27 protein-coding genes are annotated in these 23,945 nt (G+C 66.2%); 12 read left to right on the top strand and 15 right to left on the bottom strand.

Translation table 11 applies throughout. The features are described from left to right. Nucleotides 1–8: 8 nt before the first annotated feature. The 3 genes from K1T73_RS12190 to K1T73_RS12180 form a co-directional block, all read right to left on the bottom strand. Nucleotides 9–848 (bottom strand): 4-(cytidine 5'-diphospho)-2-C-methyl-D-erythritol kinase, encoded by an 840-nt coding sequence (locus tag K1T73_RS12190; RefSeq protein WP_220600966.1) that lies wholly within the window; start codon nt 846–848, stop codon nt 9–11. After that, nucleotides 841–2,556 (bottom strand): tetratricopeptide repeat protein, encoded by a 1,716-nt coding sequence (locus tag K1T73_RS12185; protein ID WP_220600965.1) that lies wholly within the window; start codon nt 2,554–2,556, stop codon nt 841–843. The genes K1T73_RS12190 and K1T73_RS12185 overlap by 8 nt, the downstream gene beginning before the upstream one ends. A gap of 119 nt (nt 2,557–2,675) precedes the next feature. After that, entirely contained in the window at nt 2,676–4,325 is a 1,650-nt protein-coding gene (locus K1T73_RS12180; RefSeq protein ID WP_220600964.1) for an electron transfer flavoprotein-ubiquinone oxidoreductase, read from the bottom strand. Nucleotides 4,326–4,598: 273 nt separating this feature from the next. Between K1T73_RS12180 and greA the strand changes: the two genes are divergently transcribed. Beyond that, on the top strand, nt 4,599–5,069 hold the full coding sequence (gene greA / locus K1T73_RS12175) for a transcription elongation factor GreA (protein ID WP_220600963.1): 471 nt from the start codon (nt 4,599–4,601) through the stop codon (nt 5,067–5,069). 14 nt (nt 5,070–5,083) lie between these two features. Beyond that, complete coding sequence (locus tag K1T73_RS12170) at nt 5,084–6,094, top strand: hypothetical protein (protein ID WP_220600962.1); 1,011 nt, start codon at nt 5,084–5,086, stop codon at nt 6,092–6,094. Nucleotides 6,095–6,131: 37 nt separating this feature from the next. Here the strand turns inward: K1T73_RS12170 and glp are convergent, their stop codons facing one another. From glp to K1T73_RS12140, 6 genes are read right to left on the bottom strand one after another with little or no spacing between them, the layout of a single operon-like run. Continuing rightward, the gene (gene glp / locus K1T73_RS12165; RefSeq protein WP_220600961.1) at nt 6,132–7,412 is read right to left on the bottom strand and encodes a gephyrin-like molybdotransferase Glp; all 1,281 of its coding nucleotides are present in this window, start codon (nt 7,410–7,412) and stop codon (nt 6,132–6,134) included. Next, nucleotides 7,409–8,329 carry a molybdopterin guanine dinucleotide synthesis gene (locus K1T73_RS12160; RefSeq protein WP_220600960.1) on the bottom strand — a complete coding sequence of 307 codons (921 nt, stop codon included), beginning with the start codon at nt 8,327–8,329 and terminating at the stop codon, nt 7,409–7,411. Before K1T73_RS12160 ends, glp begins: the two co-directional genes overlap by 4 nt. 4 nt (nt 8,330–8,333) lie before the next feature. Further along, on the bottom strand, nt 8,334–8,825 hold the full coding sequence (mobB, locus tag K1T73_RS12155) for a molybdopterin-guanine dinucleotide biosynthesis protein B (RefSeq protein WP_220600959.1): 492 nt from the start codon (nt 8,823–8,825) through the stop codon (nt 8,334–8,336). Continuing rightward, on the bottom strand, nt 8,822–9,466 hold the full coding sequence (gene mobA / locus K1T73_RS12150) for a molybdenum cofactor guanylyltransferase MobA (RefSeq protein ID WP_220600958.1): 645 nt from the start codon (nt 9,464–9,466) through the stop codon (nt 8,822–8,824). Before mobA ends, mobB begins: the two co-directional genes overlap by 4 nt. Nucleotides 9,467–9,526: 60 nt before the next feature. Further along, nucleotides 9,527–9,982, bottom strand: a complete 456-nt coding sequence (locus tag K1T73_RS12145; RefSeq protein WP_259400239.1) for a GNAT family acetyltransferase — start codon at nt 9,980–9,982, stop codon at nt 9,527–9,529. After that, entirely contained in the window at nt 9,979–10,863 is an 885-nt protein-coding gene (locus tag K1T73_RS12140) for a formate dehydrogenase accessory sulfurtransferase FdhD (RefSeq protein WP_220600957.1), read from the bottom strand. The genes K1T73_RS12145 and K1T73_RS12140 overlap by 4 nt, the downstream gene beginning before the upstream one ends. 60 nt (nt 10,864–10,923) lie before the next feature. On the opposite strand from K1T73_RS12140, the gene K1T73_RS12135 reads away from it, so the two are divergent. Both K1T73_RS12135 and K1T73_RS12130 read left to right on the top strand, forming a co-directional pair. Continuing rightward, entirely contained in the window at nt 10,924–11,625 is a 702-nt protein-coding gene (locus K1T73_RS12135; protein ID WP_220600956.1) for an AzlC family ABC transporter permease, read from the top strand. Continuing rightward, nucleotides 11,622–11,948: an AzlD domain-containing protein gene (locus K1T73_RS12130; RefSeq protein WP_220600955.1), complete on the top strand. Its 327-nt coding sequence runs from the start codon at nt 11,622–11,624 to the stop codon at nt 11,946–11,948. Before K1T73_RS12135 ends, K1T73_RS12130 begins: the two co-directional genes overlap by 4 nt. 63 nt (nt 11,949–12,011) lie before the next feature. Here the strand turns inward: K1T73_RS12130 and K1T73_RS12125 are convergent, their stop codons facing one another. Continuing rightward, nucleotides 12,012–13,610: a phosphoenolpyruvate carboxykinase gene (locus tag K1T73_RS12125; RefSeq protein ID WP_220600954.1), complete on the bottom strand. Its 1,599-nt coding sequence runs from the start codon at nt 13,608–13,610 to the stop codon at nt 12,012–12,014. 361 nt (nt 13,611–13,971) lie between these two features. Here K1T73_RS12125 and K1T73_RS12120 point away from each other — a divergent pair, with 361 nt between their 5' ends. The 8 genes from K1T73_RS12120 (at nt 13,972) to K1T73_RS12085 (ending at nt 19,789) form a co-directional block, all read left to right on the top strand. Next, nucleotides 13,972–14,676: a response regulator transcription factor gene (locus tag K1T73_RS12120; protein ID WP_220600953.1), complete on the top strand. Its 705-nt coding sequence runs from the start codon at nt 13,972–13,974 to the stop codon at nt 14,674–14,676. Nucleotides 14,677–14,678: 2 nt separating this feature from the next. Next, a complete protein-coding gene (locus tag K1T73_RS12115) occupies nt 14,679–16,388 on the top strand; it encodes a sensor histidine kinase (RefSeq protein WP_220600952.1) in 1,710 nt (569 codons plus the stop codon). 6 nt (nt 16,389–16,394) lie between these two features. Further along, nucleotides 16,395–16,832: an HPr kinase/phosphorylase gene (locus K1T73_RS12110; protein ID WP_220600951.1), complete on the top strand. Its 438-nt coding sequence runs from the start codon at nt 16,395–16,397 to the stop codon at nt 16,830–16,832. Further along, complete coding sequence (gene rapZ / locus K1T73_RS12105; RefSeq protein WP_259400238.1) at nt 16,816–17,778, top strand: RNase adapter RapZ; 963 nt, start codon at nt 16,816–16,818, stop codon at nt 17,776–17,778. Before K1T73_RS12110 ends, rapZ begins: the two co-directional genes overlap by 17 nt. Further along, nucleotides 17,775–18,179, top strand: a complete 405-nt coding sequence (locus tag K1T73_RS12100; protein WP_220600950.1) for a PTS sugar transporter subunit IIA — start codon at nt 17,775–17,777, stop codon at nt 18,177–18,179. Before rapZ ends, K1T73_RS12100 begins: the two co-directional genes overlap by 4 nt. Beyond that, complete coding sequence (locus K1T73_RS12095; protein ID WP_220600949.1) at nt 18,176–18,454, top strand: HPr family phosphocarrier protein; 279 nt, start codon at nt 18,176–18,178, stop codon at nt 18,452–18,454. The genes K1T73_RS12100 and K1T73_RS12095 overlap by 4 nt, the downstream gene beginning before the upstream one ends. 65 nt (nt 18,455–18,519) lie before the next feature. Then, complete coding sequence (locus tag K1T73_RS12090) at nt 18,520–19,413, top strand: lysophospholipid acyltransferase family protein (protein ID WP_220603725.1); 894 nt, start codon at nt 18,520–18,522, stop codon at nt 19,411–19,413. A gap of 25 nt (nt 19,414–19,438) precedes the next feature. Then, a complete protein-coding gene (locus K1T73_RS12085; protein ID WP_220600948.1) occupies nt 19,439–19,789 on the top strand; it encodes a RidA family protein in 351 nt (116 codons plus the stop codon). Nucleotides 19,790–19,891: 102 nt separating this feature from the next. On the opposite strand, the gene K1T73_RS12080 is transcribed toward K1T73_RS12085, so the two are convergent. From K1T73_RS12080 to K1T73_RS12060, 5 genes are all read right to left on the bottom strand, one after another. Continuing rightward, nucleotides 19,892–20,884: an ABC transporter substrate-binding protein gene (locus tag K1T73_RS12080; protein WP_220600947.1), complete on the bottom strand. Its 993-nt coding sequence runs from the start codon at nt 20,882–20,884 to the stop codon at nt 19,892–19,894. A gap of 39 nt (nt 20,885–20,923) precedes the next feature. Then, nucleotides 20,924–21,760, bottom strand: coding sequence for an ABC transporter permease (locus tag K1T73_RS12075; RefSeq protein ID WP_220600946.1), 837 nt, complete (start codon nt 21,758–21,760; stop codon nt 20,924–20,926). Next, entirely contained in the window at nt 21,757–22,623 is an 867-nt protein-coding gene (locus K1T73_RS12070) for an ABC transporter permease (RefSeq protein WP_220600945.1), read from the bottom strand. The genes K1T73_RS12075 and K1T73_RS12070 overlap by 4 nt, the downstream gene beginning before the upstream one ends. A 129-nt stretch (nt 22,624–22,752) precedes the next feature. Next, entirely contained in the window at nt 22,753–23,532 is a 780-nt protein-coding gene (locus tag K1T73_RS12065; protein ID WP_259400237.1) for an ABC transporter ATP-binding protein, read from the bottom strand. Beyond that, entirely contained in the window at nt 23,529–23,945 is a 417-nt protein-coding gene (locus K1T73_RS12060; protein WP_220600943.1) for a VOC family protein, read from the bottom strand. Before K1T73_RS12060 ends, K1T73_RS12065 begins: the two co-directional genes overlap by 4 nt.

Below are 23,945 nucleotides of genomic sequence, written 5' to 3'. Positions count from 1 at the left end.
CGGGGCTTTCAGCCCGTCGCATTTCCCAACACCACCGCGTGCGACCACCAGGTGGGGTGCGTCTCGGTCAGGCGGCCGGCGGCGGATTGGGCCGTTTCGCGGTCGGCGTAGAGGCCGAAACACGTCCCGCCCGAGCCGGACATGCGGGTCAGCAGGCAGCCGGGCGTGACCTCGAGCGCCGAGAAGACCTCCTGGACGACGGGCTCGGCGGCGATCGCGGCGTCCTGAAGATCGTTGCGCATGGTCGAGAGCCAGTCGATCATCGCGGATGCGTCGAGACCCAGCGGTATCTCGTCGGGCATGGGTGCGTTGTCGGCGCGTTCGAGATTGGCGAAGACGGTGTTGGTCAGGACCGGGATCCTGGGGTTGACCAGCACGCCGTGAAGCTGCGGCATGTCCGGCAGGGGGGTCACGTCCTCGCCCACCCCGCGCATCCGGGCGGTGACGCCCGCGAGGCAGACGGGCACGTCGGCACCCAGCCGCAGCGCGTCGGACGTGTCGGGGATGGGCCGATCCGTCAGCATCGAGAGTGCGCGAAACGTGGCGGCGGCATCCGACGAACCGCCGCCGAGACCGGCGGCATGCGGAAGGCACTTGTCGAGGGTGAGCGCGCCGGTCGCGCCCATCATGGCGGCCGCGCGCATGACGAGGTTGTCGTCGTCCACCGGCACGCCACCGGCCAGCGGCCCGTTGACCTCGAGCGTGGTTTCGGTGGCCGGGCGCGCGACGATCCGGTCGCCGATATCGGCGAACATCACGAGACTGTCGAGCAGGTGATAGCCGTCTTCACGCCGCCCCGTCACATGCAGCGTAAGGTTCACCTTGGCCGGCGCGAAGACTTCAACCATCGTCATCCGCCACGGCGATGGGCGCGGCGCCTTCCTCCGCCAGAACCTCGTCGAGGCCGACCTCGAGCTTGCGGCGGATGCGCTCGGGGTCGATATCCTGCTCGGGCGTGTCTTCGGTGATGAAGCTCAGCGCGCGCTTCCACTGGAACTCGGCCTCGGTCCTGCGTCCGACGGCCCAGAGCACATCGCCGAGGTGGTCGTTGATCACGGGATCGACCGCCGACAGCGATGCGGCGGTTTCCATCGGGCCCACCGCCTCGTCATAGCGGCCGAGCCGGTAGAGCGCCCAGCCGTAGCTGTCCTGGATGGCGCCGCTTTCGGGGCGCTGCTCGACCGCGCGCTCGATCATGTCGAGCGCCTCGTCGAGTTTCTGGCGCTTTTCCACGAGCGAATAGCCCAGGTAGTTCAAAACCTCCGGTTGCTCGGGATTGAGCTCGAGCGCGCGGCGGAAATCGGCCTCTGCCTCGGGCCATTTGCCCTGGCGTTCGTAGGAAATGGCGCGCGTGTAATGGACGAACCATTGCGGCTCGTCCTGCTCTTCGTAGATCTCGACGGCGCGGTCATAGGCGTCGACGGCCTTGTCGAACTCCTCGAGCTGACGGAAGAGATCGCCCGCCGAGACATGCACGACCGGCTGGTTCGGATGGCTCTTGGTGAGCTGATTGAGCACCTCGGCTGCCGCTTCGAGACGCCCCGAGCGACGCAGCGTCTCGGCGCGGCCGATTTCGGCCACGTGGAAGGAGGGGTGATCGCGGGGCACACGCGCATACGCCTCGGTCGCGAGCTCGTAGCGGCCCAGATCCTCGAGCAGTTCCGCGCTCATGATCTGTGCGTCGATATGATCGGGGCTGAGATACTCGGCGAGGCGGGAATAGACGAGGACGTATTCGGAACTTGTCTCCTGCAACAAGGCGCGGCCCAGCGAATAAAGCACCTCGGCCACACCGTCGGTGGCGCCGGACACGCGGCTGAAGGGCACGCGCTCTTCGGCTTCTAGGCGCGCGCGCAGATCGGCAAGCTCGGGGTCGAGCCCTTTGCCGAACGTGTCGTCGATCACCTTGATCGCATCCTCGTTGCGCTCGAGCTGGCTCAGCGCCTCGGCCCATGCGATGGCGCCGCGGCGGGTTGTCTGCACCTCGCCCACGGCATCGCCCGAGAAGATCGCCACCGTGCCTTCGAAATCGCCCACCGTGCCGAGCGCGAGCGCCTTGTGATAGGCGGCGAAATCGCTCATGCCCGGCTCTTTCATCACCGCGTCGAAAAGTCCGAGCGCGGTGGACATGTCGCCCTTGCCAAGATGCGCCCAGGCGGCCAGCAGGCCATCGGCAAGCGGGCTGATGGCGCGATCCTCCTCGACGCGCGCGATGACACTGTCGTAGTCCTCTTCCTTGATCAGGTCGGCGACGAGCGTCATGTTGGCGATCTGGCTCTGAAGCTCCAGCTCTTCGATGCGCCGGGCGATGGGGATCGCGGCGCGGATGCGGCCAAGCGAAACGAAGGCGGCCGTGGCGTGATCGAGCAGTTCCGCGTTCTCGGGATCGCGCAGGAGCGCCTGTGTCAGGTACTCGGCGGCCGCGGCGTAATCGCTGTTGTAGCGCGCCTGCCGTGCGGCCAGATATGCGCCCGGTGCCACCTCGGCGCTGGCGGTCCCGGAAAGCGGGACAAGGGATAGCGCGGTGACGACGGTAACTAGAAAACGATTACTCATGCGGATGCTCGGTGCCTCGGATCGCCCATTGGTAACGAGAACCTAATCCGCGCGCCCGCCCAACGCAATGCAGGGCGGCACGAGACCGCCCGGCAAGGCACCGGCAACGAGAACTCACGTCACATGTTGGGGTAATTCGGCCCGTCCCCGCCCTGCGGCGTCGTCCAGACGATGTTCTGCAACGGATCCTTGATGTCGCAGGTCTTGCAGTGGACACAGTTCTGGAAGTTGATGACGAAGCGAGGCTCCTTGCCCTCTTCGTGGACGAATTCGTAGACGCCTGCCGGACAGTAGCGCGCCGAGGGGCCGGCATATTCGGGCAGGTTCACCTTGACCGGGATCGACGGGTCCTTGAGCTTGAGATGCGCGGGCTGGTTCTCGTCGTGGTTTGTGAAGGAAAACGCGACGTTGGTGAGCCGATCGAAGCTCAGCTTGCCGTCGGGCTTGGGGTAGGGGATTTCCTTGTGGGCCTCGGCCTTCTCGGTCGCCTCGGCATCGGATTTGCCGTGCCCCAGCGTTCCGAGAAGCGAGAAACCGAGCGTATTCGTCCACATGTCGAACCCGCCCAGCCCGAGCGAAGCCGTGAGCCCGTATTTCGACCAGAGCGGTTTGACGTTGCGAACCTTCTTGAGATCGCGGCCGATATCGCCTTCGCGCACGGCCTTCTCGTAATCCGCAAGCTCGTCGCCCGCGCGGTCGGCCTTGATCGCCTCGTGCGCGGCTTCGGCGGCGGCCATCCCCGAGAGCATCGCGTTGTGATTGCCCTTGATGCGCGGGACGTTGACCATGCCGACCGAACAGCCCAGCAGCGCCACGCCGGGCGCGACCATCTTCGGCATCGACTGCCAGCCGCCTTCGGAGATGGCGCGCGCGCCATAGGCCACCCGCTTGCCGCCCTCGAGAAGCTCGGCCACCATCGGGTGATGCTTGAACCGCTGGAATTCCATGTAGGGGAAGACGTGGGGGTTCTTGTAGCCCAGGTGGACGACGAAGCCCACGTAGACCTGGTTGTTGTCGAGATGATAGATGAACGATCCGCCGCCCGCGTTCTTGCCCAACGGCCAGCCCATCGTGTGCGTGACGGTGCCCTCGCGGTGCTTGTCGGGGTCGATTTCCCAGATTTCCTTCATCCCGAGGCCGTATTTCTGCGGCTCCTTGCCCTGGGCGAGGTCGTATTTGGCGATCACCTGTTTCGACAGCGAGCCGCGCACGCCTTCCCCGAGGAAAACGTACTTGCCATGCAGTTCCATGCCGGGCTCGTAATTGGCGCCCTTGGTGCCGTCGGGCTCGATGCCGAACTCGCCGGCGACGACGCCCTTTACCTCACCGTTCTCGCCGTAGACGAGCTCGGAGCAGGCCATGCCGGGGAATATCTCGACGCCCAGTTCCTCGGCCTGTTCGGCCATCCAGCGGCAGACATTGCCCATCGAGACGATGTAATTGCCGTGATTGTTCATCAGGGGCGGCATCGGGAAATTCGGCACGCGGATCTTGCCCGCTTCGCCCAGCATGTAGAAATTGTCCTCTTTCACCGGGACGGTAATCGGCGCGCCCTTCTTCTTCCAGTCGGGAATGAGCCGGTCGATGCCGATGGGGTCGAGCACGGCGCCCGAGAGGATATGCGCGCCCACCTCGGAGCCTTTCTCGAGCACGACGACATTCAGGTCGGCATCAAGCTGCTTGAGCCGGATCGCCGCCGATAGGCCCGCGGGCCCCGCTCCGACGATCACGACATCGTATTCCATGGCTTCGCGTTCAATCTCGGACATGCGTTCCGTCCTTTCCCGAGGCGTGGCTGTCTGGGTCACAAGGTTTCGCACGTGGTTATCGCGCGGGGTGCGTCGAGGTCAATTCAAACACGACGTCATGGGGGCGGGAATGCGGCAATTTTCCCGCTTCAGGGGGCGGGAAAGCGCGCCCAGTCGCAGTTCGGCATTGCAAACCCCCCGGCCTTCGGGGCAGTTTGCCATGAAAATCGCGCGGCACCCGGCATGTCTGCCCCGGCCGCGCGGAAAAGACCCGAGACGACGGATACCGGACGAATGGAAAAGATACCTATGACCCGCCGGGGCCACGCGGCTCTAGAGGCGGAACTGAAGCAGCTCAAGAGCGAGGAACGCCCGGCCATCATCCGCGCGATCGCCGAGGCGCGCGAGCATGGTGACCTGTCCGAGAACGCCGAGTATCACTCGGCCAAGGAAAAGCAGAGCTTCATCGAAGGACGCATCAAGGAACTCGAGGGCGTGATCGGCCTTGCCGAGGTGATCGACCCGGCCAAGCATTCGGGGTCGATCAAGTTCGGCGCGACCGTCACGGTGGTCGACGAGGACACCGACGAGGAAAGGACCTGGCAGATCGTCGGCGAGCATGAGGCGGATATCGAGAACGGGCTTCTCAACATCAAGTCGCCCATCGCGCGCGCGCTCATCGGCAAGGACGAGGGTGACAGCGTCGAGGTGCGCACGCCCGGCGGCGAGCGGTCCTACGAAGTTCTGAAGATCGAGTATATCTGACGGAGATCGCGCAGATGTCCGACCGCCATGCGCCCGGAGGCGGGCGCCCCGATCCCCAGGGCAAGGAGCCGATGACCGGCATCGAGCTGCTGGCCGTGGCGTGTTCGCTGATCTGGCTGGTGGTGTCGGCGGGCTTCTTCCTGATTTGGGGAAGCGGCACCGGCGAGGAGGGCGGCGCCTTCCGTTTCGTGATGACGATGCTCGCGATCTTCATGCCGGTGGCGATGATCTGGATCGCGGTGATGTCGGCGCGCACGACGCGGGTGATGCGCGAGGAGAGCCGGCGGCTCCAGGCCGCGATCGACGCCATCCGCAAGGCCTATGTGGCGCAGGCGAAACAGAACGATCAACGCGTGAGCGACGAGAGCGTCACCAAGAAGCTCGACGAGATCGCCGCGGCACAGCGCAAGACGGAAACCGCGCTTGCCACCTTCTCGACCGTCCGGCAGGCGCCGGTCCCGGTGCGGCGCGTGGGCGCGCAGGTGGCAGCGCCCGCGCCGGCCGCCGAACAGGCGGCGCTGCCGCTTGGAACCACCGCCGAGGATATGACGCCGCCGCTTTCGACCGAGGATTTCATCCGCGCGCTCAATTTCCCCGAGAACGCCCAGGACAAGGCCGGCTTCGACGCGCTGCGCCGCGCGCTGAAGGACCGGCCCACCGCCCAGCTTGTCCAGGCCGCGCAGGACGTGCTGACGTTGATGAGCCAGGACGGCATCTACATGGACGATTTGCGCCCAGACCTGGCGCGCCCGGAGCTGTGGCGCCGCTTTGCCGCGGGCGAGCGGGGGCGTGAACTGGCCGCGCTGGGGGGGATCCGCGACCGGTCCTCGCTGGCGCTGACGGCGGCGCGGATGAAGAGCGACACGATCTTTCGCGATGCCGCGCATCATTTTCTGCGGCTTTTCGATCGCACCATGGCGCGTTTTGCCGAAACGGCGGATGACGGCGAGATCACGGAGTTGTCGAATACCCGCACCGCGCGGGCTTTCATGCTCCTGGGGCGTGCCTCGGGTATCTTCGACTGAGATTGCTCCTGACGGGCGCGCCCGGGCATTCACGATTTCAGAAGAAACTCGAGTAGGGGATGTAGCGCACGGGGTCTCCGGGCGCGATCTCCCGCGCGCCGTCGGCAAGCTCGACGAGCCCCTCGGCCCAGCTCAGTCCGCTGATCCGGCCTGATCCCTCCGAAGCGAAGACTTCGGCGCGACCCTTTCGGATGCGGGCGCGCAGGTATTCGCGGCGGCCGGGCTTCTTGGACTTGGAGAAGGCGGCGGGCAGATCGAAGCCCTGCGGCATCCGCCATTCCTCACCGGCCAGCACCCGGAGCGCGGGACGCGCGAAGATGAGCGTGCAGACGAGGGCCGCCACCGGGTTGCCCGGCAGTCCGAAAACCGGCGTGCCGTGCCAGAGGCCAAGCGCCAGCGGCCGCCCCGGCTTGAGCGCGATCCGCCACTCCGTCATGGCCCCGGCTTCGCGCAGCAGAGCCGAGACATGGTCCTCGTCACCCGCCGACGCGCCGCCCGAGGTTAGGATCGCGTCCGCGCCCTCCGCGGCGCGGTCGAGGGCGGCGGCAAGCGCGCCCCGGTCGTCGGGACAGCGCCCGAGGTCGAGGGGCGCATAGCCGAACTGTTCGAGCAGGCCCAAGAGCATCGGTCGGTTCGCATCCCAGATCTGCCCTTCAGCGGCGGGCTCGCCAGCCTCGGCCAGCTCATCCCCGGTGGAGAGCACCGCGACGCGCAACCGGTCGCGCACCATGACCTCGCCCACGCCCGTCGCCGCCATGAGCGCCAGGTCGGGCGCCGTGACGAGTCGGCCCGCGGGCAGGATGGTCTGTCCCGCCTCCACGTCCTCGCCCGCGCGACGCGCATTGGCCCGCGGCTTGATCCCGGCACGGAAGGCGATGGCGCTGCCGTCGGTGCGCACCTCCTCTTCGAGAATGACGGTATCCACCCCGTCGGGAAGGGCGGCGCCGGTCAGGATGCGTATGGCGTGGCCGGGCGGAACCGTGCCGTCGAACGGGACGCCCGCTGCCGCGCGCCCGGCAACGAGCGGCAGGACCGGATCGCCAGAAGGCAGGCTCGCATGGGCGAAGCCGTAGCCGTCTACCGCCGAGTTTGCCGTGGGCGGATTGGCGCGCCGGGCGGTGACGGGGCGGGCCAGCACGCGGCCCAATGTCTCGGTGGCGGGCAGGGCGGAGGCCGGGGTCACGGGGGCGAGGTTCGTGCGCAGGAGCGCCAGCGCGTCCTCCACGGGCGTCCATTCCACACCCGCGGGCATGGCGAAGCAATCGTCGCGCAGGGGCGGGGGCATAAGCCGCGCCTCGGGGTCGGGCTCTCCGGTCATGCGATTGTCCTCATCTGCCGCTCGGTCTCCAGATAGGACGCGCCGCAATCCTGCGCCAGTGCCGTCAGACGGTCGCGTGCCGTGGCGCCGAGGATCCAGGCCTCCTCGCGCGCCGCGTCGGGAAGATCCCGCATCATCGCGGCCAATTCACTTGGAGGCAGGCGCGAGAGAACGGTGGCGAGCCGCGTGACCTGCACCGCATCGCGGATCGCCTCGGGATCGGCGCGGGTGGCGGTGCGCACGGCGTTCTCGATGAGGCCGGGCCAGATCTCGGCGAGGACGACAGGCGCGGTGGCACAGTCCTCGAAGGGCCAGATCGCGACACCGGGCAGGCGGCGCAAGCGGTTCAGCATCGGCAGTCCCATCAGGACCTGCGAGCCGACCGTGGGATTGTAGCAAAGCTGAAAACAGCTCGAGGAGGTGCGCGCCACGCGGTCGCAGCTGCGTTTCTCGGGGATCGCGTCATAGGTGATGCCCGCCTTGCGATAGGGGATGTCGGGCCAACGGTCGGCATGTGTCTTGCCCCAGAACGGCCCGGCACCCGGCAGCACGCGGTTCATGGCAGAGGCCACGTCGAAGCGGTTGTTGCGGTTCCGGAGGTTGTCGGTGATACGCGCCGCGAGCCAGTTCCAGACCGCGAAGGGATCATCCGATCCGGTGAGCGCCCGCGCCAACCCGGCGGGATATCCGAAGGGGAAGTCGAAGCCGAGAAGGAGACGGCGACCGGCGGCACGTTCCGCGGTAATCAGACCGGCAAGCGCGGCTTCGGCGGCGCGGCGCGTTCGGAAGTAGGAGGGCGCGAAGGGTGCGCCCCGTCGGGCCATGCCCAGCCAGATCGCATCCTTTGATGGACGCGCGGGCGAGGGCCGGGACGCGGCGGACCAATCGACCATGGCGACGGTGTCGAACCCGGTCATGGTGTCATAGCCCCACCTCGCGCAGGATGAAATCGGCAATGGCCGACGTGTCGTCGAGCTCGAAAACCGGCCGGTCGAGATCGAGCGGCGCATCGGCGGCCACGGCGCGGATCGAGGAGTCACCCGGCGCAATGAGCGGATGGCCGGTTTCCGCGCGCCATGCCTCGATCTTGGGATGGCGCGCGTGCTTGTAGCCCTCGATCAGCACGAGGTCGACGGGTGAGAGCCGCGTGAGCAGGTCGTCGAGCGCCGGCTCTTCGGCGCCGCGAAGTTCGTGCATGAGCGCCCAGCGGGCGCCGGAGGCCAGCAGGACCTCGGTCGCACCGGCGGTGCGATGACGATGGCTGTCGCGACCGGGCTGGTCCACGTCGAAACTGTGATGGGCGTGTTTCACGGTGGAAACGGTGAGGCCCCGCCCGGTGATCTCGGTCACGAGACGTTCGACCAGGCCCGTCTTGCCCGCGTTCTTCCAGCCGGTGATGCCGTAGAGCCTCATGCGCCGCGCTCCAGCGTGGTGCGCGCGTGTTCGAGGTCTTGCGGCGTGTTGACGTTGAAGAAGGGGTCGCCGGGGCCGTCGAATAGCGCCTCGCGCCCGCCATGACGCTCGGTCCAGAGAACCACCTTTCTGAGGCCGTCTTCGAGCGCGGAGCGCAGGTCGTGACGCAACGCGACGGGCCAGAGGCCGAAGGTGGGATGACGGATGAGGCCCGAGCGCGTCTCGGATTTCGTGTCGGTGCCGGGATCGCGGGGCGTCGCGGCGAGGACGAGCGGGTGCGCCATGCCCTCGGCCGCCCATTGCAGCCGGGCGACGAGGTCGCAAGGGAAGAACGGCGTGTCGCCCGCGACGCTGACCACCGTCTCCGCGCCCTCGTGCGCGGCCCAGTCGAGACCGGCCAGAACCCCGGCGAGCGGGCCGGGATGATCGGCGACGGTGTCGGGCAGGAAAGGCAGGCCGAACTCGTCGAACCGTGCGGGATCGCCGTTGGCGTTGAGCGCGAGCCCCGCCACCTGCGGCGCGAGACGGTCGATCACATGCGCGAGGATGGGGCGGTCGCCCAAGCGCAGGAGCGTCTTGTCCCCGCCGCCCATGCGCGTGGCAAGCCCGCCCGCGAGAATGATGCCGAGCGGTTGTTTCATGTGGCCTCGGGCCTCCCGTGGATGGTGCCGCGCCGCGGGGGCCGGGGGAGCCTGCGGATGTCAGAGGGCATCGGCATGCTCCGCCTGGAGGCGCGCCCGCTCGGGGTCGAGCCATTTCTGCATGACGACCACGCCGCTGTCCTCGTAGCCGAGCCCTTCGTAGAAGGCGAGGACGGGGGCGTTGGAAAGACGCACCATGAGGTGCAGCTTGGCGATGCCGCGGGCGCGTGCCCAGTCCTCGGCCTGGGCCATGGCGGCGCGGGCGAGACCGTGCCGGCGGTGCGCGGGGTCGGTGCAGAGGTAGTAGACCCATCCGCGATGCCCGTCCTCACCCACCGCGAAGGCGGCGACGAGGCGCCCCTCGTGACGATGGACGAAGATGGCCGCGTGCGGGCTTGCGCGGAACTGCGCGATGTCGACCTCGGGGGGGTTCCAGGGCCGGGTCATGTCGCAGGCGTCCCAGAGCGCGATGAGCGCGTCGATATCGGCCTCTTCCATCGGATCGAAGCTGGTCATTCTGTCGCTCCCTTGCGGCGGTGCTTGCGGTCTTCCTCGGGCAGGCTCGCGGTGTCGATATCGCGGATGAGACGCTCGTCGCCCGAGAGGCAGACGAACCGCTTGCCGCGCATCCGGCCGATCAATGTAAGTCCGACCTGCTGCGCGATCTCGACGCCCCAAGCGGTAAAGCCCGAGCGCGAGGCGAGGACCGGGATGCCCATGAGGGCGGTCTTGATCACCATCTCGGAGGTCAGCCGCCCGGTGGTGTAGAGAAGCTTGTCGCCGGGCTCGATCCCTTCGGAGAACATCCAGCCCGCGATCTTGTCCACCGCGTTGTGCCGTCCCACGTCCTCCATGTAGACGAGCGGGCGATCGCCCTGGCAGAGCACGGTGCCGTGGATGGCCCCCGCCTCGAGATAGAGCGAGGGGGTGGTGTTGATGCGATGGGCGAGGGCGTAGAGATCCGAGGCGCGCAGTTCGCAATCGGGAAGGCGCAGATCTTCGAGCCCCTCCATCATGTCACCGAAGACGGTGCCCACGGCGCAGCCCGAGGTGCGCGTCTTCCGGGCGAGCTTCTCCTCGTAGGTGGTGCGCCCGTCGGTGCGCACGACCACGGTTTCGAGATCGGCGTCGAACTCCACGCCCTGCACGGTCTCGCCGGGTTGCAGCATGCCCTGGTTGCGCAGGAAGCCGAGCGCGAGATACTCGGGGTAATCCCCGATCGTCATGGCGGTGACGATTTCCTGACCGTTGAGGAATATCGTGAGGGGGCATTCCTCGACCACGGAGATGCGGATGGCCTGCCCCTCGTGGTCCACGCCGTCGATGCGCCGCGTGAGATCGTCGCGCGCGGGATCGGGGGCGATGACGTAGTCGCGGGGGGGCAGGGGCGGGGGCAATTGCGTCTCCTCGGACTTCGGGCTAGGCCAATGGCGAGAGCGCACTTTGGCAGGCACACAATGGAAAACACCAAATCGCCCTACTGGCAAGGCGTGCGCGCCGGGCTGCCCTTCATCGTCATTCTCGCGCCCTTCGGGGTGCTGTTCGGCGTCGTGGCGACCGAGGCCGGACTGAACCTTTTCGAGGCGGTCACCATGTCGGCGCTGACCATCGCGGGAGCGTCGCAATTCACCGCCATCCAGCTCTTGCAGGACGGGGTGCCGACGCTGATCGTGATCGCGGCGGCGCTGACGGTGAACCTGCGCCTCGCGATGTATTCGGCGTCGCTGGTGCCGCATCTGGGCCAGGCCTCGCTGCCGATGCGCGCGCTCGTGGCCTATTGCCTGGTGGACCAGAACGCCGCCGGCGGCGCGGCGGTCTTCGAAGCGCATCCGCACTGGACCCTGCGCCAGCGCCTTGCCTTCTATTTCGGCATGTCCTCGCCTCTCATCCCGAACTGGATCGTGTTCACCGTGGTGGGCGCGCTGGTGGGAGAGCGCATTCCCGAGGCGCTCGCGCTCGATTTCGCGATCCCGATCACCTTCATCGCGCTTGTCGCGCCGATGTTGCGCACCGGCGCCCACCGCGTGGCGGCGATCAGCGCGATTGCCGCCTCGCTGATGCTGACATGGATGCCCTACAGCCTCGGTATCATCGCCGCCGGTGCGGTCGGCATGGTCGTGGGAGCCGAGGTCGAGCGCCGCACGGAGGGCTGGGCATGATCGATCACGTGCAGCTCTGGATCGTGATCCTGGCGCTTGGCGGGGGCAGCTATTTCTTTCGCTTCGTCTTCCTCGGGCTGATCGGGAACCGCTCGCTTCCGGGGTGGGTCCTGCGGCACCTGCGCTACACGGCGGTCTCGGTGCTGCCCGCGCTTATCGCGCCGCTGGTGCTCTGGCCTCCCGCGACCGGCGGAGAGGTCGATCCCGCGCGGCTCGTCGCGGCCTTCGCGGCGGTCGCCGTCGGCCTCTGGACGCGCAACGTGATCGCGACGATCGTGACGGGTGGCGCAGTGCTCTACCTGGGATTCTACCTGGCCGGATAGGAGGCTGTCGCGCGAGGAAGAAGGACCGACCTCGCGGAGGCCGGCCCTTGCGCGTGGGGAAGGTCAGCCGATGGCGGCGGCCTTCACGTCCTCGTCGATGTAAGGCAGGTACTGCTCGAAGTTCTTGGCGAACATCTCGACCAGTTTCGCAGCCTGGCGGTCATAGCTTTCGGGATTGTCCCAAGTCCGGCGCGGGTCGAGCAGGACCTCGGGAACGCCGGGTGCATCCACCGGCACGTCGAAGCCGAAGTTCGGATCCTTGCGGAACTTCACCTTCGACAGCGATCCGTCGAGGGCCGCCGTCAGAAGCGCGCGTGTGGCGCGGATCGGCATCCGCGAGCCGGTGCCATAGGCGCCGCCGGTCCAGCCCGTGTTGACGAGCCAGCAGGTCGCGCCATGCTTCGCGATCTTGTCGCGCAGGAGGTTGCCGTAGACTTCCGGACGACGCGGCATGAAGGGCGCGCCGAAACAGGTGGAGAAGGTGGGCTCGGGCTCGGTCACGCCGCGCTCGGTGCCGGCGACCTTGGAGGTGAAGCCCGACAGGAAGTGATACATGGCCTGCGCCGGGGTAAGCCGCGCGATGGGCGGAAGGACGCCGAACGCATCGCAGGTGAGCATGATGATGTTCTTCGGATGCCCCCCGACCGAGGTGGCCGAGGCGTTCGAGATGTAATCGAGCGGGTAGGCGCAGCGCATGTTCGCGGTGAGCGAATCGTCGTCGAAATCGAGCTCGCGCGTCTCCTCGTCGTAGACCATGTTCTCGATCACGGTCGCGAATTTGGAGGTCGTCGCGTAGATCTCGGGTTCGGCTTCGGGGTTGAGGTTGATGGTCTTGGCATAGCACCCGCCCTCGAAGTTGAAAGTGCCGCGATCCGACCAGCCGTGCTCGTCATCGCCGATGAGCACGCGGTCGGGGTCGGCCGAGAGCGTGGTCTTGCCCGTGCCCGAAAGCCCGAAGAAGATGGCCGTGTCGACCGGGTTTCCGCGCGCGTGGTTGGCCGAGCAGTGCATCGGCATGATGCCCTTCTCGGGCAGAAGGTAGTTCAGCAGGGTGAAAACGGATTTCTTGTTCTCGCCCGCGTATTCGGTCCCGCCGATAAGGATCATCTTGCGGTCGAAATTCATCGCGATGACGGTTTCCGAGCGGCAGTCGTGCTTCTTGGGATCGGCCTTGAAACTGGGGCAGTTGATGATGGTGAAATCGGCGGTGAAATGATCGAGCGCCTCGCGGTCGGGGCGCCGCAGCAGATGGCGGATGAAGAGCCCGTGCCAGGCAAGCTCGGTGATCATCCGGACCTTGATGGAATGCGCCGGATCGGCGCCGCCGGTCAGGTCCTGAACGTAGTAGCGCCCGCCTTCCATGTGCTTCACCATGTCGGCATGCAGCGCGTCGAAGCCCTCGGGCGACATCTCGGCGTTGTTCTCCCACCAGATGTTGTCGGCCACGCTGTCGGTGCGGACCACGTGCTTGTCCTTGGGTGAGCGGCCCGTGAACTTGCCGGTCGAGACGAGAAACGCGCCGCCCCGCCCGAGGGCGCCTTCGCCGTTCTTGAGCGCGGCCTCGACGAGTGCCGGCTCGATCAGGTTGTAGTGGACTTCGCCCAGCCCGGTGATGCCCTGGTCCTCGACACGGAATTGCGGATTCACCCGTCCGACTGTCATAGCCTTCATTCTCCACTTGGTAGGGCCGGCAGACGCGGCCAGGTCCAGCGGGCCCGCGGTTCGGAAGCGATGCCTTCCCGGCCCGTTGCCGGCCTCATAACACGGTGATTTGAAGAAAGAACAGGGCGGTTCCGAGCAGTTAGCGCAACCACCATGAAGTTAGCGCAATCAGCCCTGCCAGACGGCAACCCCCCGCGCAGGATCCGGCGGGACCGGGGCAAATTAGCCATTCGTAAGGACTTTCTGCGTCAAATCGGTCGCAGGTCCGTGTTGATTCGCAGAATTGGATTGATCGCGATCACGGGTTGCGCGCATAGTGTTGAAAAAAATCAGGCAATTGAGCAGTACAAGGAAATCAGAAATGTCGAAAATCGCCCTTGTGGACGATGACAGGAATATCCTGACATCGGTTTCCATGACTCTCGAAGCGGAAGGGTTCGAGGTCGAAACCTACAATGATGGACAGCAGGCGTTCGACGCCTTCAACAAGAAGCTGCCGGACATGGCGGTTCTGGACATCAAGATGCCGCGGATGGACGGCATGGACCTGTTGCAGCGCCTGCGTCAGAAATCCTCGATGCCGGTGATCTTCCTGACGTCGAAGGATGACGAGATCGACGAGGTCCTGGGTCTTCGCATGGGGGCGGACGACTACGTGAAGAAACCGTTCTCGCAACGGCTTCTGGTCGAGCGCATCCGCGCGTTTCTGCGCCGGCAGGACGCGATGGACGGCACGATCTCGGCCAGCGATGCCGAGGACGGCAAGGTGATCGAGCGTGGCGATCTGCGCATGGATCCGCTTCGCCACTCGGTTTCGTGGAAGGGGCGGGACGTATCGCTCACCGTGACCGAGTTCCTTCTTCTCCAGGCGCTCGCGCAGCGACCCGGTTTCGTCAAGAGCCGCGATCAGTTGATGGACGTGGCCTATGACGACCAGGTCTATGTCGACGACCGGACCATCGACAGCCATATCAAGCGTCTGCGCAAGAAGCTGCGGAGCGTGGACCCGGATTTCTCGGCGATTGAGACGCTTTACGGTATCGGCTACAGATATAACGAAGAGTAATCATGGCACTGGTCGAGGGGGCGCATGTGCGCGACGCGGCACGCGGACGAAGGGGTGACGTCGTTCTGGGCGACGACTTCGTCGCGCCCGACAGCGTCGTAGAGCAGGAAGTGCGCCAGCGCCGCAACCGGCGTGGCCTCGCCTCGCTGCGCTCATCGCCGCTGACGCGGAAGATCATCACATTCAACCTCATCGCCCTGAACGTGCTGGTGGCGGGTATCCTCTATCTCAATTCCTCGCGCGACGGGCTGGCGGTGCAGCGGATCGAGGGGCTCGTGAGCGAGGCGGAGCTTGTGGCGGATGTCTTCGAGGCACAGTTGCCTAGTGGCGCGCCCGTCAACCTCGTGACCGGCGACGGCGTGGACGTGGGCGAGACGCTCGACGGGCTCGATCTGCGCGGTGGCGCGGAGGTGGTGGTCTTCGATTCCGAGGGCGTGGCGGTCGGAGAGGTCGTCGGCGCGCGAGAGGACGGAGGCGTTGGCGGAACCGCCCGGCCCACGGTCATCATCGACGCGCTCAACGCGGTCTGGACCGCGATTTCCACACCGTTTCGCGGAGACGGAGACGAGCGTCTTCCCACAACCGAGGATCTGCTGCGCGACATGGTCGCGCCGGCGCTCGAGAACGGCACGCAGGTCAAGACGGGCCAGACCGCCGAGGGCACGATCTTTGCCGCCGTGGCCCCGATCGAACGGAACGGCACGGCCGTGGGCGTCGTCGCGATCACCAGCGCCGCGGGGGAGATCGACAATCTCGTGATGTCCGAGCGGGAGCGCGTGCTCCAGATGTTCATCATCGCCACCCTGGTCTCGATCGGCCTCAGCCTCATTCTCGCCTCGACCATCGCGCACCCGCTTGCCGACCTGGCCGCGGCGGCCGAGGTCGGCGGCGCGCGCAATCGCGGCAAGTCCGGTTCGGCCCGCATCCGCATCCCCGATCTGACCTCGCGGCCCGACGAGATCGGCCGCCTCTCCGGCGCGCTTCGGGGGATGGTGGGCGCCCTCTACAACCGTATCGACGGGAACGAGCAGTTCGCGGCGGACGTGGCGCATGAAATCAAGAATCCGCTCGCCTCGCTGCGCTCTGCCGTCGGCACGCTGCGCGTGGCCAAGCGCGACGACCAGCGCGAGAAACTGCTTGACGTGATCGACCACGACGTGCGCCGCCTCGACCGGCTGGTAAGCGACATTTCCAATGCCTCGCGGCTCGACAGCGAACTCGTCAAGGAAGAGGAGGAGCCTTTCGATCTTCTCACGATGCTGGGCAATCTCGGCCAATACCTGGGCGAGGACGCCAAGGCGCAGGGCATCGATTTCATCACCGATTTTCCCAAGGAGCCCATCATCATCAACGGGCTCGAGGCGCGGCTCGCGCAGGTCTTCGTCAATCTCATCACCAACGCGATCAGCTTCTGCGAGGACGGCGACGCGATCCGCATCTGGGCGCGCATGCGCGAGAATCGCGTACTTGTCGTGGTCGAGGATACCGGCCCCGGCATCCCCGACCAGGCGCTCACCAAGATTTTCCAGAGGTTCTATTCGCAGCGCGACGAGAAGGATTTCGGCAACAATTCCGGCCTCGGCCTTGCCATCTCGAAGCAGATCGTGGAGGCCCATGGAGGTGTCATATGGGCCGAGAATATCCGCCCGACCGATGCCGACGTCACTTCCGATCCCCTGGGCGCGCGGTTTGTCGTCGGCCTTCCCGTCTAGGGCGCGATGACGGGCGATCCATCGTCCCGCGCGGTGGTGCATGCGTCCTGCGTCGCGCTGGGCTCTCGTGCCCTGCTGATCCGAGGCAAGGCGGGCGCGGGCAAGAGTAGCCTCGCGCTCGACCTGCTATCGCGCGGCGCATCGCTCGTCTCGGATGACCGCACCGAGATCACCCGCACCGGAGAGGGCCTGCGCGTCGCGGCACCCGCACCGATCCGGGGCCGGATCGAGGCTCGCGGCCTGGGTCTTCTGAACGCGCCGGTCGCCACGGACGGTGCGATCCTGATCGCGGTGGTCGATCTGGACACACCCGAGACCGAACGTCTGCCCCCGGCAAGGGAGACCGAGCTTCTCGGGATCACGCTCCCGATCCTCCGCGCGAGCCCGATGACCTGTTTTCCCGCCGCGCTGATCCTATATCTCGGGCATGGGCGAACTGAATGACATGACGGCGCGTGGCGATACTCTCACGGACCTCGCGTCGCTGGTGCTCGTGACCGGGCCGTCGGGTGCGGGCCGCACGACCGCGCTTCACGCGCTCGAGGATCTGGGCTACGAGACCATCGACAACCTTCCGCTCAGCTTCCTGTCGCGCCTGCTCGAGGGAACGCGCGCGGAACGCCCTCTGGCGCTCGGTGTCGACGTGCGGACCCGCGACTTCTCGCCCGATGGTCTCGTGGCTGCGATGGACGATGTGCGGCGTCTTACCGGGGCGCCGGTTCAACTGCTCTATCTGGATGCCGATCCCGATACGTTGCTGCGCCGGTATTCCGAGACGCGGCGGCGTCATCCGCTTGCCCCCGAAGCGGGCCCCGCGATGGGCATCGCGCGCGAGATCGAGCTTCTCGCCCCCGTTCGTGCGCTGGCCGATGTGCTCGTCGATACCTCGGGTCTGAGCCCGAATGACCTGCGTGCGGAAATGCGGCACTGGTTCGCCGTGACGGAGGGGCAGGGCCTTGTCCTGTCGGTTCAGTCCTTCTCGTACAAGCGTGGCTTGCCGCGCAGTGCCGACCTCGTCTTCGACTGCCGCTTCCTGCGCAATCCCCATTGGGAGCCCGAGTTGCGACATCTCGACGGTCGCGATCCCCCGGTCGCGCGCTTCATCGAGGGCGATCCGCGCGCCGCCGAGTTCCGCGAGCGCTGCCTTTCCTTCCTGCGTTTCCTCGTGCCCGCCTATGGCAGCGAAGGCAAATCCTACCTCACCATCGCCTTCGGCTGCACGGGGGGATGGCATCGTTCCGTCGCGATGGCGGAATCCGTCGCCCGGACCCTTGCAGAGGAGGGCTTGCCGGTGTCAATTAGGCACCGGGAACTGGAGCGGCTGGCCGGGCGAGACGCCACGGCCGCGATGCCTGCGGGCAGCCGCAATGACGGGGACGGGACGCAATGATCGGGATCGTGATCGTGGCGCATGGCGGACTGGCGCGGGAATACCTTGCCGCGATCGAGCACGTGATGGGCGATCAGCCGGGCATCCGCGCGATCACCATCGAGCGCGACCATGACCGCGCCGCCAAGCAGGCCGAAATCTGCGACGCCGCCGATGCCGTCGATACGGGCGCCGGCGTCGTGGTCGTCACCGACATGTTCGGCGGCTCGCCCTCGAACCTCTCGCTCATGGCATGCCGGCCCGACAACCGGCGCATCCTCTACGGCGCGAACCTGCCGATGCTCATCAAGCTTGCGAAAAGCCGCCACAAGAGCGTGCCCGACGCGGTGGCCCATGCGCTCGACGCGGGGCGAAAGTATATCGACAGCCAGAACATCTCGGCAGAACAGGAACGAACATGACCAAGACGGTGAGCCGCACGATGCAGATCGTGAACGAGAAGGGCCTGCATGCCCGTGCATCGGCCCGGCTCGTCGAGGTGGTCGAGGGATTCGACGCGACCGCCGAGGTGTCGCGTGACGGCCATTCGGCAAGCGGCGACAGCATCATGGGGCTTTTGATGTTGGCAGCTTCGCGCGGAACAACTATTGACGTTCAGACGCGCGGGCCCGATGCCGAGGCGCTCGCCGATGCCATTGAAACGCTCGTGGCGGATTGTTTCGGCGAGGACATGTGAGAGAATGTGCGTGCCGCGATCCGGGCACGGAGGCGCAGATGGGACGGGAACTCTTGACCGACAAGATGTCGCATGAGGCGCGTGATGCCACGTCCGAGGTCGTCACCTTCACCAAGTACGACCGCCGCAGCCTGACCTATGCCAACACCTTCGATTCTCCCATGACCGCGAGGGTCATCCGGTCGGTCGAATGGATGACCGGCAAGATCAGCATCATCCGCATGATCCGGGCTTTCGAGAAACGCGGGGCGCCCAGCGGACAGGCGTTCTGGCGCGCCGCGCTCGACACGATGGGGATCGAGCTGCTGACGCCGCAGGAAGAGATCGACAACATTCCCTCCGAGGGGCCCGTGGTCGTCGTGGCCAATCATCCGCACGGTCTTGTCGACGGGATGATCCTTGCCGATCTGATCGGCCGGCGGCGCACCGACTACAAGATCCTGACGCGTGCGCTTCTGACCGGCATCGACGAGGTGGCCGCGTCCTACATGATCTCGGTGCCGTTCCCGCACGAGCCCGACGCCCAGGCGAAATCGGTTGCCATGCGGGCCAAGGCGATGGCGCATCTCAGGGAGGGCGGGGTGATCAGCGTGTTTCCCTCGGGTGTCGTGGCGTCATCGGACACGCTTTTCGGGCCCGTGCGCGAGGCGGAGTGGAACGTCTTCACCGCCCAGATGATCCGCAGATCCGGCGCGAAGGTGGTGCCGATCTATTTCTCGGGACAGAATTCGCGCTGGTACCAGATGGCCAACCGCATTTCCGCGACCATGCGCCAGAGCCTTCTGCTGCACGAGGTGGTGCGGAGCTGCAACCGGCCCCAGAGGCCGGTCGTCGGGCCGCCTGTTCCCGATGAGAAGATGGATCTTCTGCAAAACGACCCGCGGGGCTTCATGACCTGGCTGCGGGCGCATACGCTGTCACTCGGCGCAGAGAATCGGCCCGCGACTGAAACGGAATGACATCTCGACAACTTAGGAGCTTCTCATGAGCGACATCACCCGAATGGATACCAAGCGACGGATGAGCCAGATCGTGGTCCATGGCGATACGATCTATCTCGCGGGCCAGGTGGGCAACGCGGGCGACAGCGTCGCCGACCAGACCAAGACCTGTCTCGAGAGCATCGAGGCGCTTCTCGAGAAGGCGGGATCGGACAGCACGCGCATCCTGCAGGCGACCATCTGGCTGGCCGACATGGCGGATTTCGCCGAGATGAACGCCGTCTGGGACGCCTGGGTGCCCGAAGGTCACGCCCCCGCGCGGGCCTGCGGCGAGGCCAAGCTCGCCCATCCCGAGCTGAAGGTCGAGTTCATGATCACCGCTGCGAAGAAGTAGGCTGCCCAAGTGGGGGCGAGATAAGGCCGCCCCCAACAGTCTCGAACGAAAATGCGCGCCCCGCGGGGCGCGCATTCTTGTTTCGGTCGAGGTCGTGCCTTCTCAGTCGAGCGCCTTGTCGGTCACCTCATGCGTCCAGGCTTCGTCGCCGGGATGCTTGGTGATCACCGGGTCCGAGCCGCCCGAGAGGAGCGACTCGACCGTGCGCTCGAAATCGGCGGGGTCGAGCGTGCCGTCGCTGCCTTCGGTCAGCTTGCTGATCTCGCGGACCATGCGTTTCTGGTGCTTCTCGGTCTGCGCACCCGTCGCGTCGTTCTCGAGCACGATCATCGCGGCCTCGTCGGGGTTCTCGGCGGCATATTCCCAGCCTTTCATCGAGGCGCGCACGAAACGGGCGAGCTTGTCGACGAACTCGGGATCTTCCAGCCGGTCCTCGAGCACGTAGAGGCCGTCCTCGAGCGTGGCGACGCCCTGATCCTCGTACTTGAACGTGACGAGTTCCTCCGGCGCGATCCCGGCGTCGATCACCTGCCAGTATTCATTGTAGGTCATCGTCGAGATGCAATCGGCCTGGTTTTGCAGAAGCGGATCGACGTTGAAGCCCTGCTTGAGCACGTTCACCCCGTTCTCGCCGCCATCCGTGGGGATGCCGAGCTGACTCATCCAGCTGAGAAAGGGAAATTCGTTGCCGAAGAACCAGACGCCCAGCGTGCGGCCGGGGAAATCCTCGGGCGACTCGACGCCGGTGCTCTTGAGGCAGGTCAGCATCATGCCCGATTTCTTGAAGGGTTGCGCGATATTGACGAGCGGCAGGCCCTTTTCGCGCGCCGAGAGGGCGGCCGGCATCCATTCCACGGTGACATCCGCGCCGCCGCCCGCGATCACCTGCGTGGGGGCGATGTCGGGGCCGCCGGGCTTGATCGTGACGTCGAGTCCCTCTTCCTCGTAGAAGCCCTTGTCCTTGGCGACGTAATAGCCTGCGAACTGGCCTTGCGTGACCCATTTGAGCTGCAAGGTCAGATCGTCCGCGGCCTGCGCCACGGGCGCAAGCGCCGCGAGCACGCCTGCGGCGATGGCTGTTCTGAGTAGTTTCATCTTGTCGTCTCCCTGTTGGTTGGTCTTATTGATCTGTGGCTACCCTCGTTGCGAAGGGTGCCAGAAGGTCACGCGCTTTTCCAGCAGGACCATGATGCCGTAGAAGAACGAGCCCGCTAGCGCGGCCACAACGATCTCGGCCCAGACGAGATCCATGGCGAGCTGTCCCACGCTGGTCGAGATGCGAAAGCCCATGCCACGGATGGGCGAGCCGAAAAACTCGGCCACGATGGCGCCGATGAGCGCGAGGGTGGTCGAGATCTTGAGGCCGTTGAAGATGAAGGGCATCGCCGCGGGCAGGCGGAGCTTCACGAGGGTCTGCCAGTAGCTGGCGCCGTAGGTGCGCATGAGGTCGCGCTGCATCGGATCGGTGGCGTTGAGGCCGGCGACCGTGTTCACGAGCATCGGGAAGAAGACCATGACCACTACCACGGCCGCCTTCGATTGCCAGTCGAAGCCGAACCACATCACCATGATGGGCGCGATGCCGATGATGGGCAGGGCGGCCACGAAATTGCCCACCGGCAGCAGACCGCGCGTGAGGAAGGGCGAGCGGTCGATCAGGACGGCCACGACGAGCGCCGCGCCGCACCCCATCACGTAGCCCGAGAGCGCGCCCTTCACGACCGTCTGGCGAAAGTCGATCCAGAGCGTGTCGAGGCTTGCCATGAAACGCTCGGCGATGGCGGTCGGGGCAGGAAGGATGACGGGGCTTACCTCGAGCCCGCGCACCACCAGTTCCCACATCACGAGGATCGTCGCGCCGAAGATGAGCGGCACGAGCCAGCGTGCGACCCGCCCCTCGCGCCGGGCGAGGCGGGTGTTGAGCCACCAGGCGAGGAGCCAGACGGCGATCGCGGCGAGGACATGCGTCATGGGGAGACCCCCATCCGGCGATCGGCGAGCCGCTGGACCGCGCCCACGACGAGGATGAGCATGCCCGCCAGTAGTGCCGCGGCCATGAGCGCGGCCCACATGATGAGCGGTTGGCCGAACTGGCTTCCGATCAGCATCCGCGCGCCGAGGCCGTTGATCGCGCCGGTGGGCAATTCACCCACGATGGCACCGATGAGGCTGGCGGCGATGGCCACCTTGAGCGAGGCGAAGAAATAAGGGAGCGAGGCCGGAAGGCGAAGCTTCCAGAAGACTTGGCTGCGGCTGGCGCCATAGGTCTTGAGCAGGTCGAGCTGCATGTCGGACGGCGAGCGCAGGCCGCTCACCATGCTGACCAGCACCGGGAAGAAGGACAGGTAGGCCGAGATGATTGCCTTGGGCACGAGGCGGTCTTCGATGCCCACGGTGTTCGACAGCACCACGATCATGGGTGCGAGCGCCACGATGGGAACCGTCTGGCTGATGACGGCCCAGGGCATGACCGAGCGGTCCATGGTGCGGCTGTGGACGATCGCGATGGCGAGCGCCACGCCCAGCACGATCCCCAGCACGAACCCCCAGAGCGTCGCTTCGAGCGTGATCCAGCCGTGGTAGACGAGGCTGCGTTTCGAGGTGACGCTTTGGCCGAAGATCCCGTCCCAGAGGGCCACGGCCACCTGGTGCGGCGCGGCGACGACGGGGCGGTCCTGGTTCATCGTCGCGCGCAGGATCTCGCCCAGCCCCGGATCGGTGCCCGCGCGCTCGGCCTGGTCCAGAACCCAGGTGGAATTCATCCAGAAGGCCGCGAGATACCAGATCACGAAGATCGCCGCGACGACGGTGAGAACGGGGATCACGTTGCGCATGGGTGCGCTCCGTTTCCCGTTTTCATGAAGGGCTTCCGCTCTTTCGCGATGCCACGGTAAGGGCCGAAGAGGCAAAGACCGGTGAACCGCCGGTCCATGCGGCGGGCAGGGTGCGGGATACAGCGACGCTCAGTCATCGCCGTGCCCTGCACGCAACCCGTCGCGGACGCGATGGGCGATCTCGATGAATTCGGGCGTGTCGCGGATGTCGAGTGGGCGGTCGTGGGGCAGCGGGCTTTCGATCACGTCGGCGATGCGGCCGGGGCGGGGGCTCATCACCACGATGCGGGTCGAGAGATAGACCGCTTCGGGGATCGAATGGGTGACGAAGCAGATGCTCTTGTTGGTGCTGCGCCAGAGGTGGAGTAGCTGTTCGTTGAGGTGGTCGCGCACGATCTCGTCAAGCGCGCCGAAGGGTTCGTCCATGAGCAGGATGTCGGCATCGAAGGCGAGGGCGCGCGCGATCGAGGCGCGCTGCTGCATCCCGCCCGAGAGTTGCCAAGGAAATTTCTTCTCGAAACCCGCAAGCTCGACCAGTTCCAGCACGCGTTTGACCCGCTCGGCCTGATCGGCCTTGGAATAGCCCATGATCTCGAGCGGCAGGCGGATGTTGCCGCCGATGGTGCGCCACGGATAGAGACCCGCCGCCTGGAAGACATAGCCGTAGGCGCGCGCCTTGCGGGCCTCCGCCGCGCTCTTGCCGTTCACGGTGATGCTGCCCGAGGTCGGGTGTTCGAGATCGGCCATGCAGCGCAGGAAGGTCGTCTTGCCACAGCCCGACGGGCCGATGAAGCTCACGAAATCGCCCTGTTTCACGTCAAGGCTCACGTCCTTGAGCGCGTGGACGGGACCATCGTTGGTCTCGAAGGTGAGCGAGAGGTTCTTGGCGGAGATCACCGGGTCTGTCACGTGTCGAAATCCCATAGGCTGGCTTCGGCGAACTCGACCGAGTTGTCGGAAGGGTCGCGGACATAGAGGGAGCGGGTGCCGTTCGGCCATTCGAAATCGGCCTCGATCTCGACGCCGTGAGCGGCCAGATGGTCGGCCCAGGCCTGCGTCTCGCCTTGCCTCGCGCGAAAGCACACATGCCCCGGCCCTCGCGCGCCGTGGGGCGGGACGGGGAACCTGCCGTCCGAAGACTGATGCGTGGCCTCGGGGTTGAAGAGCATGAGCATCGAGCCTTCGCAGCGCAGGAAGACGTGGCGGCCATCGACCCGCACATGTTCCTCGAGGCCCACGACATCCCTGTAAAACCCCGCCGCCGCGTCGAGGTCATCGACATAGAGCGCGGTCTCGAGGATGCCGGGGCGGGCAGGTGTCAT

The organism is Roseovarius sp. SCSIO 43702 (assembly GCF_019599045.1).
GTDB lineage: Bacteria > Pseudomonadota > Alphaproteobacteria > Rhodobacterales > Rhodobacteraceae > Roseovarius.
Note: the sequence above shows the minus strand (reverse complement) of the source record. Positions and strands in the feature narration are given on the sequence as shown.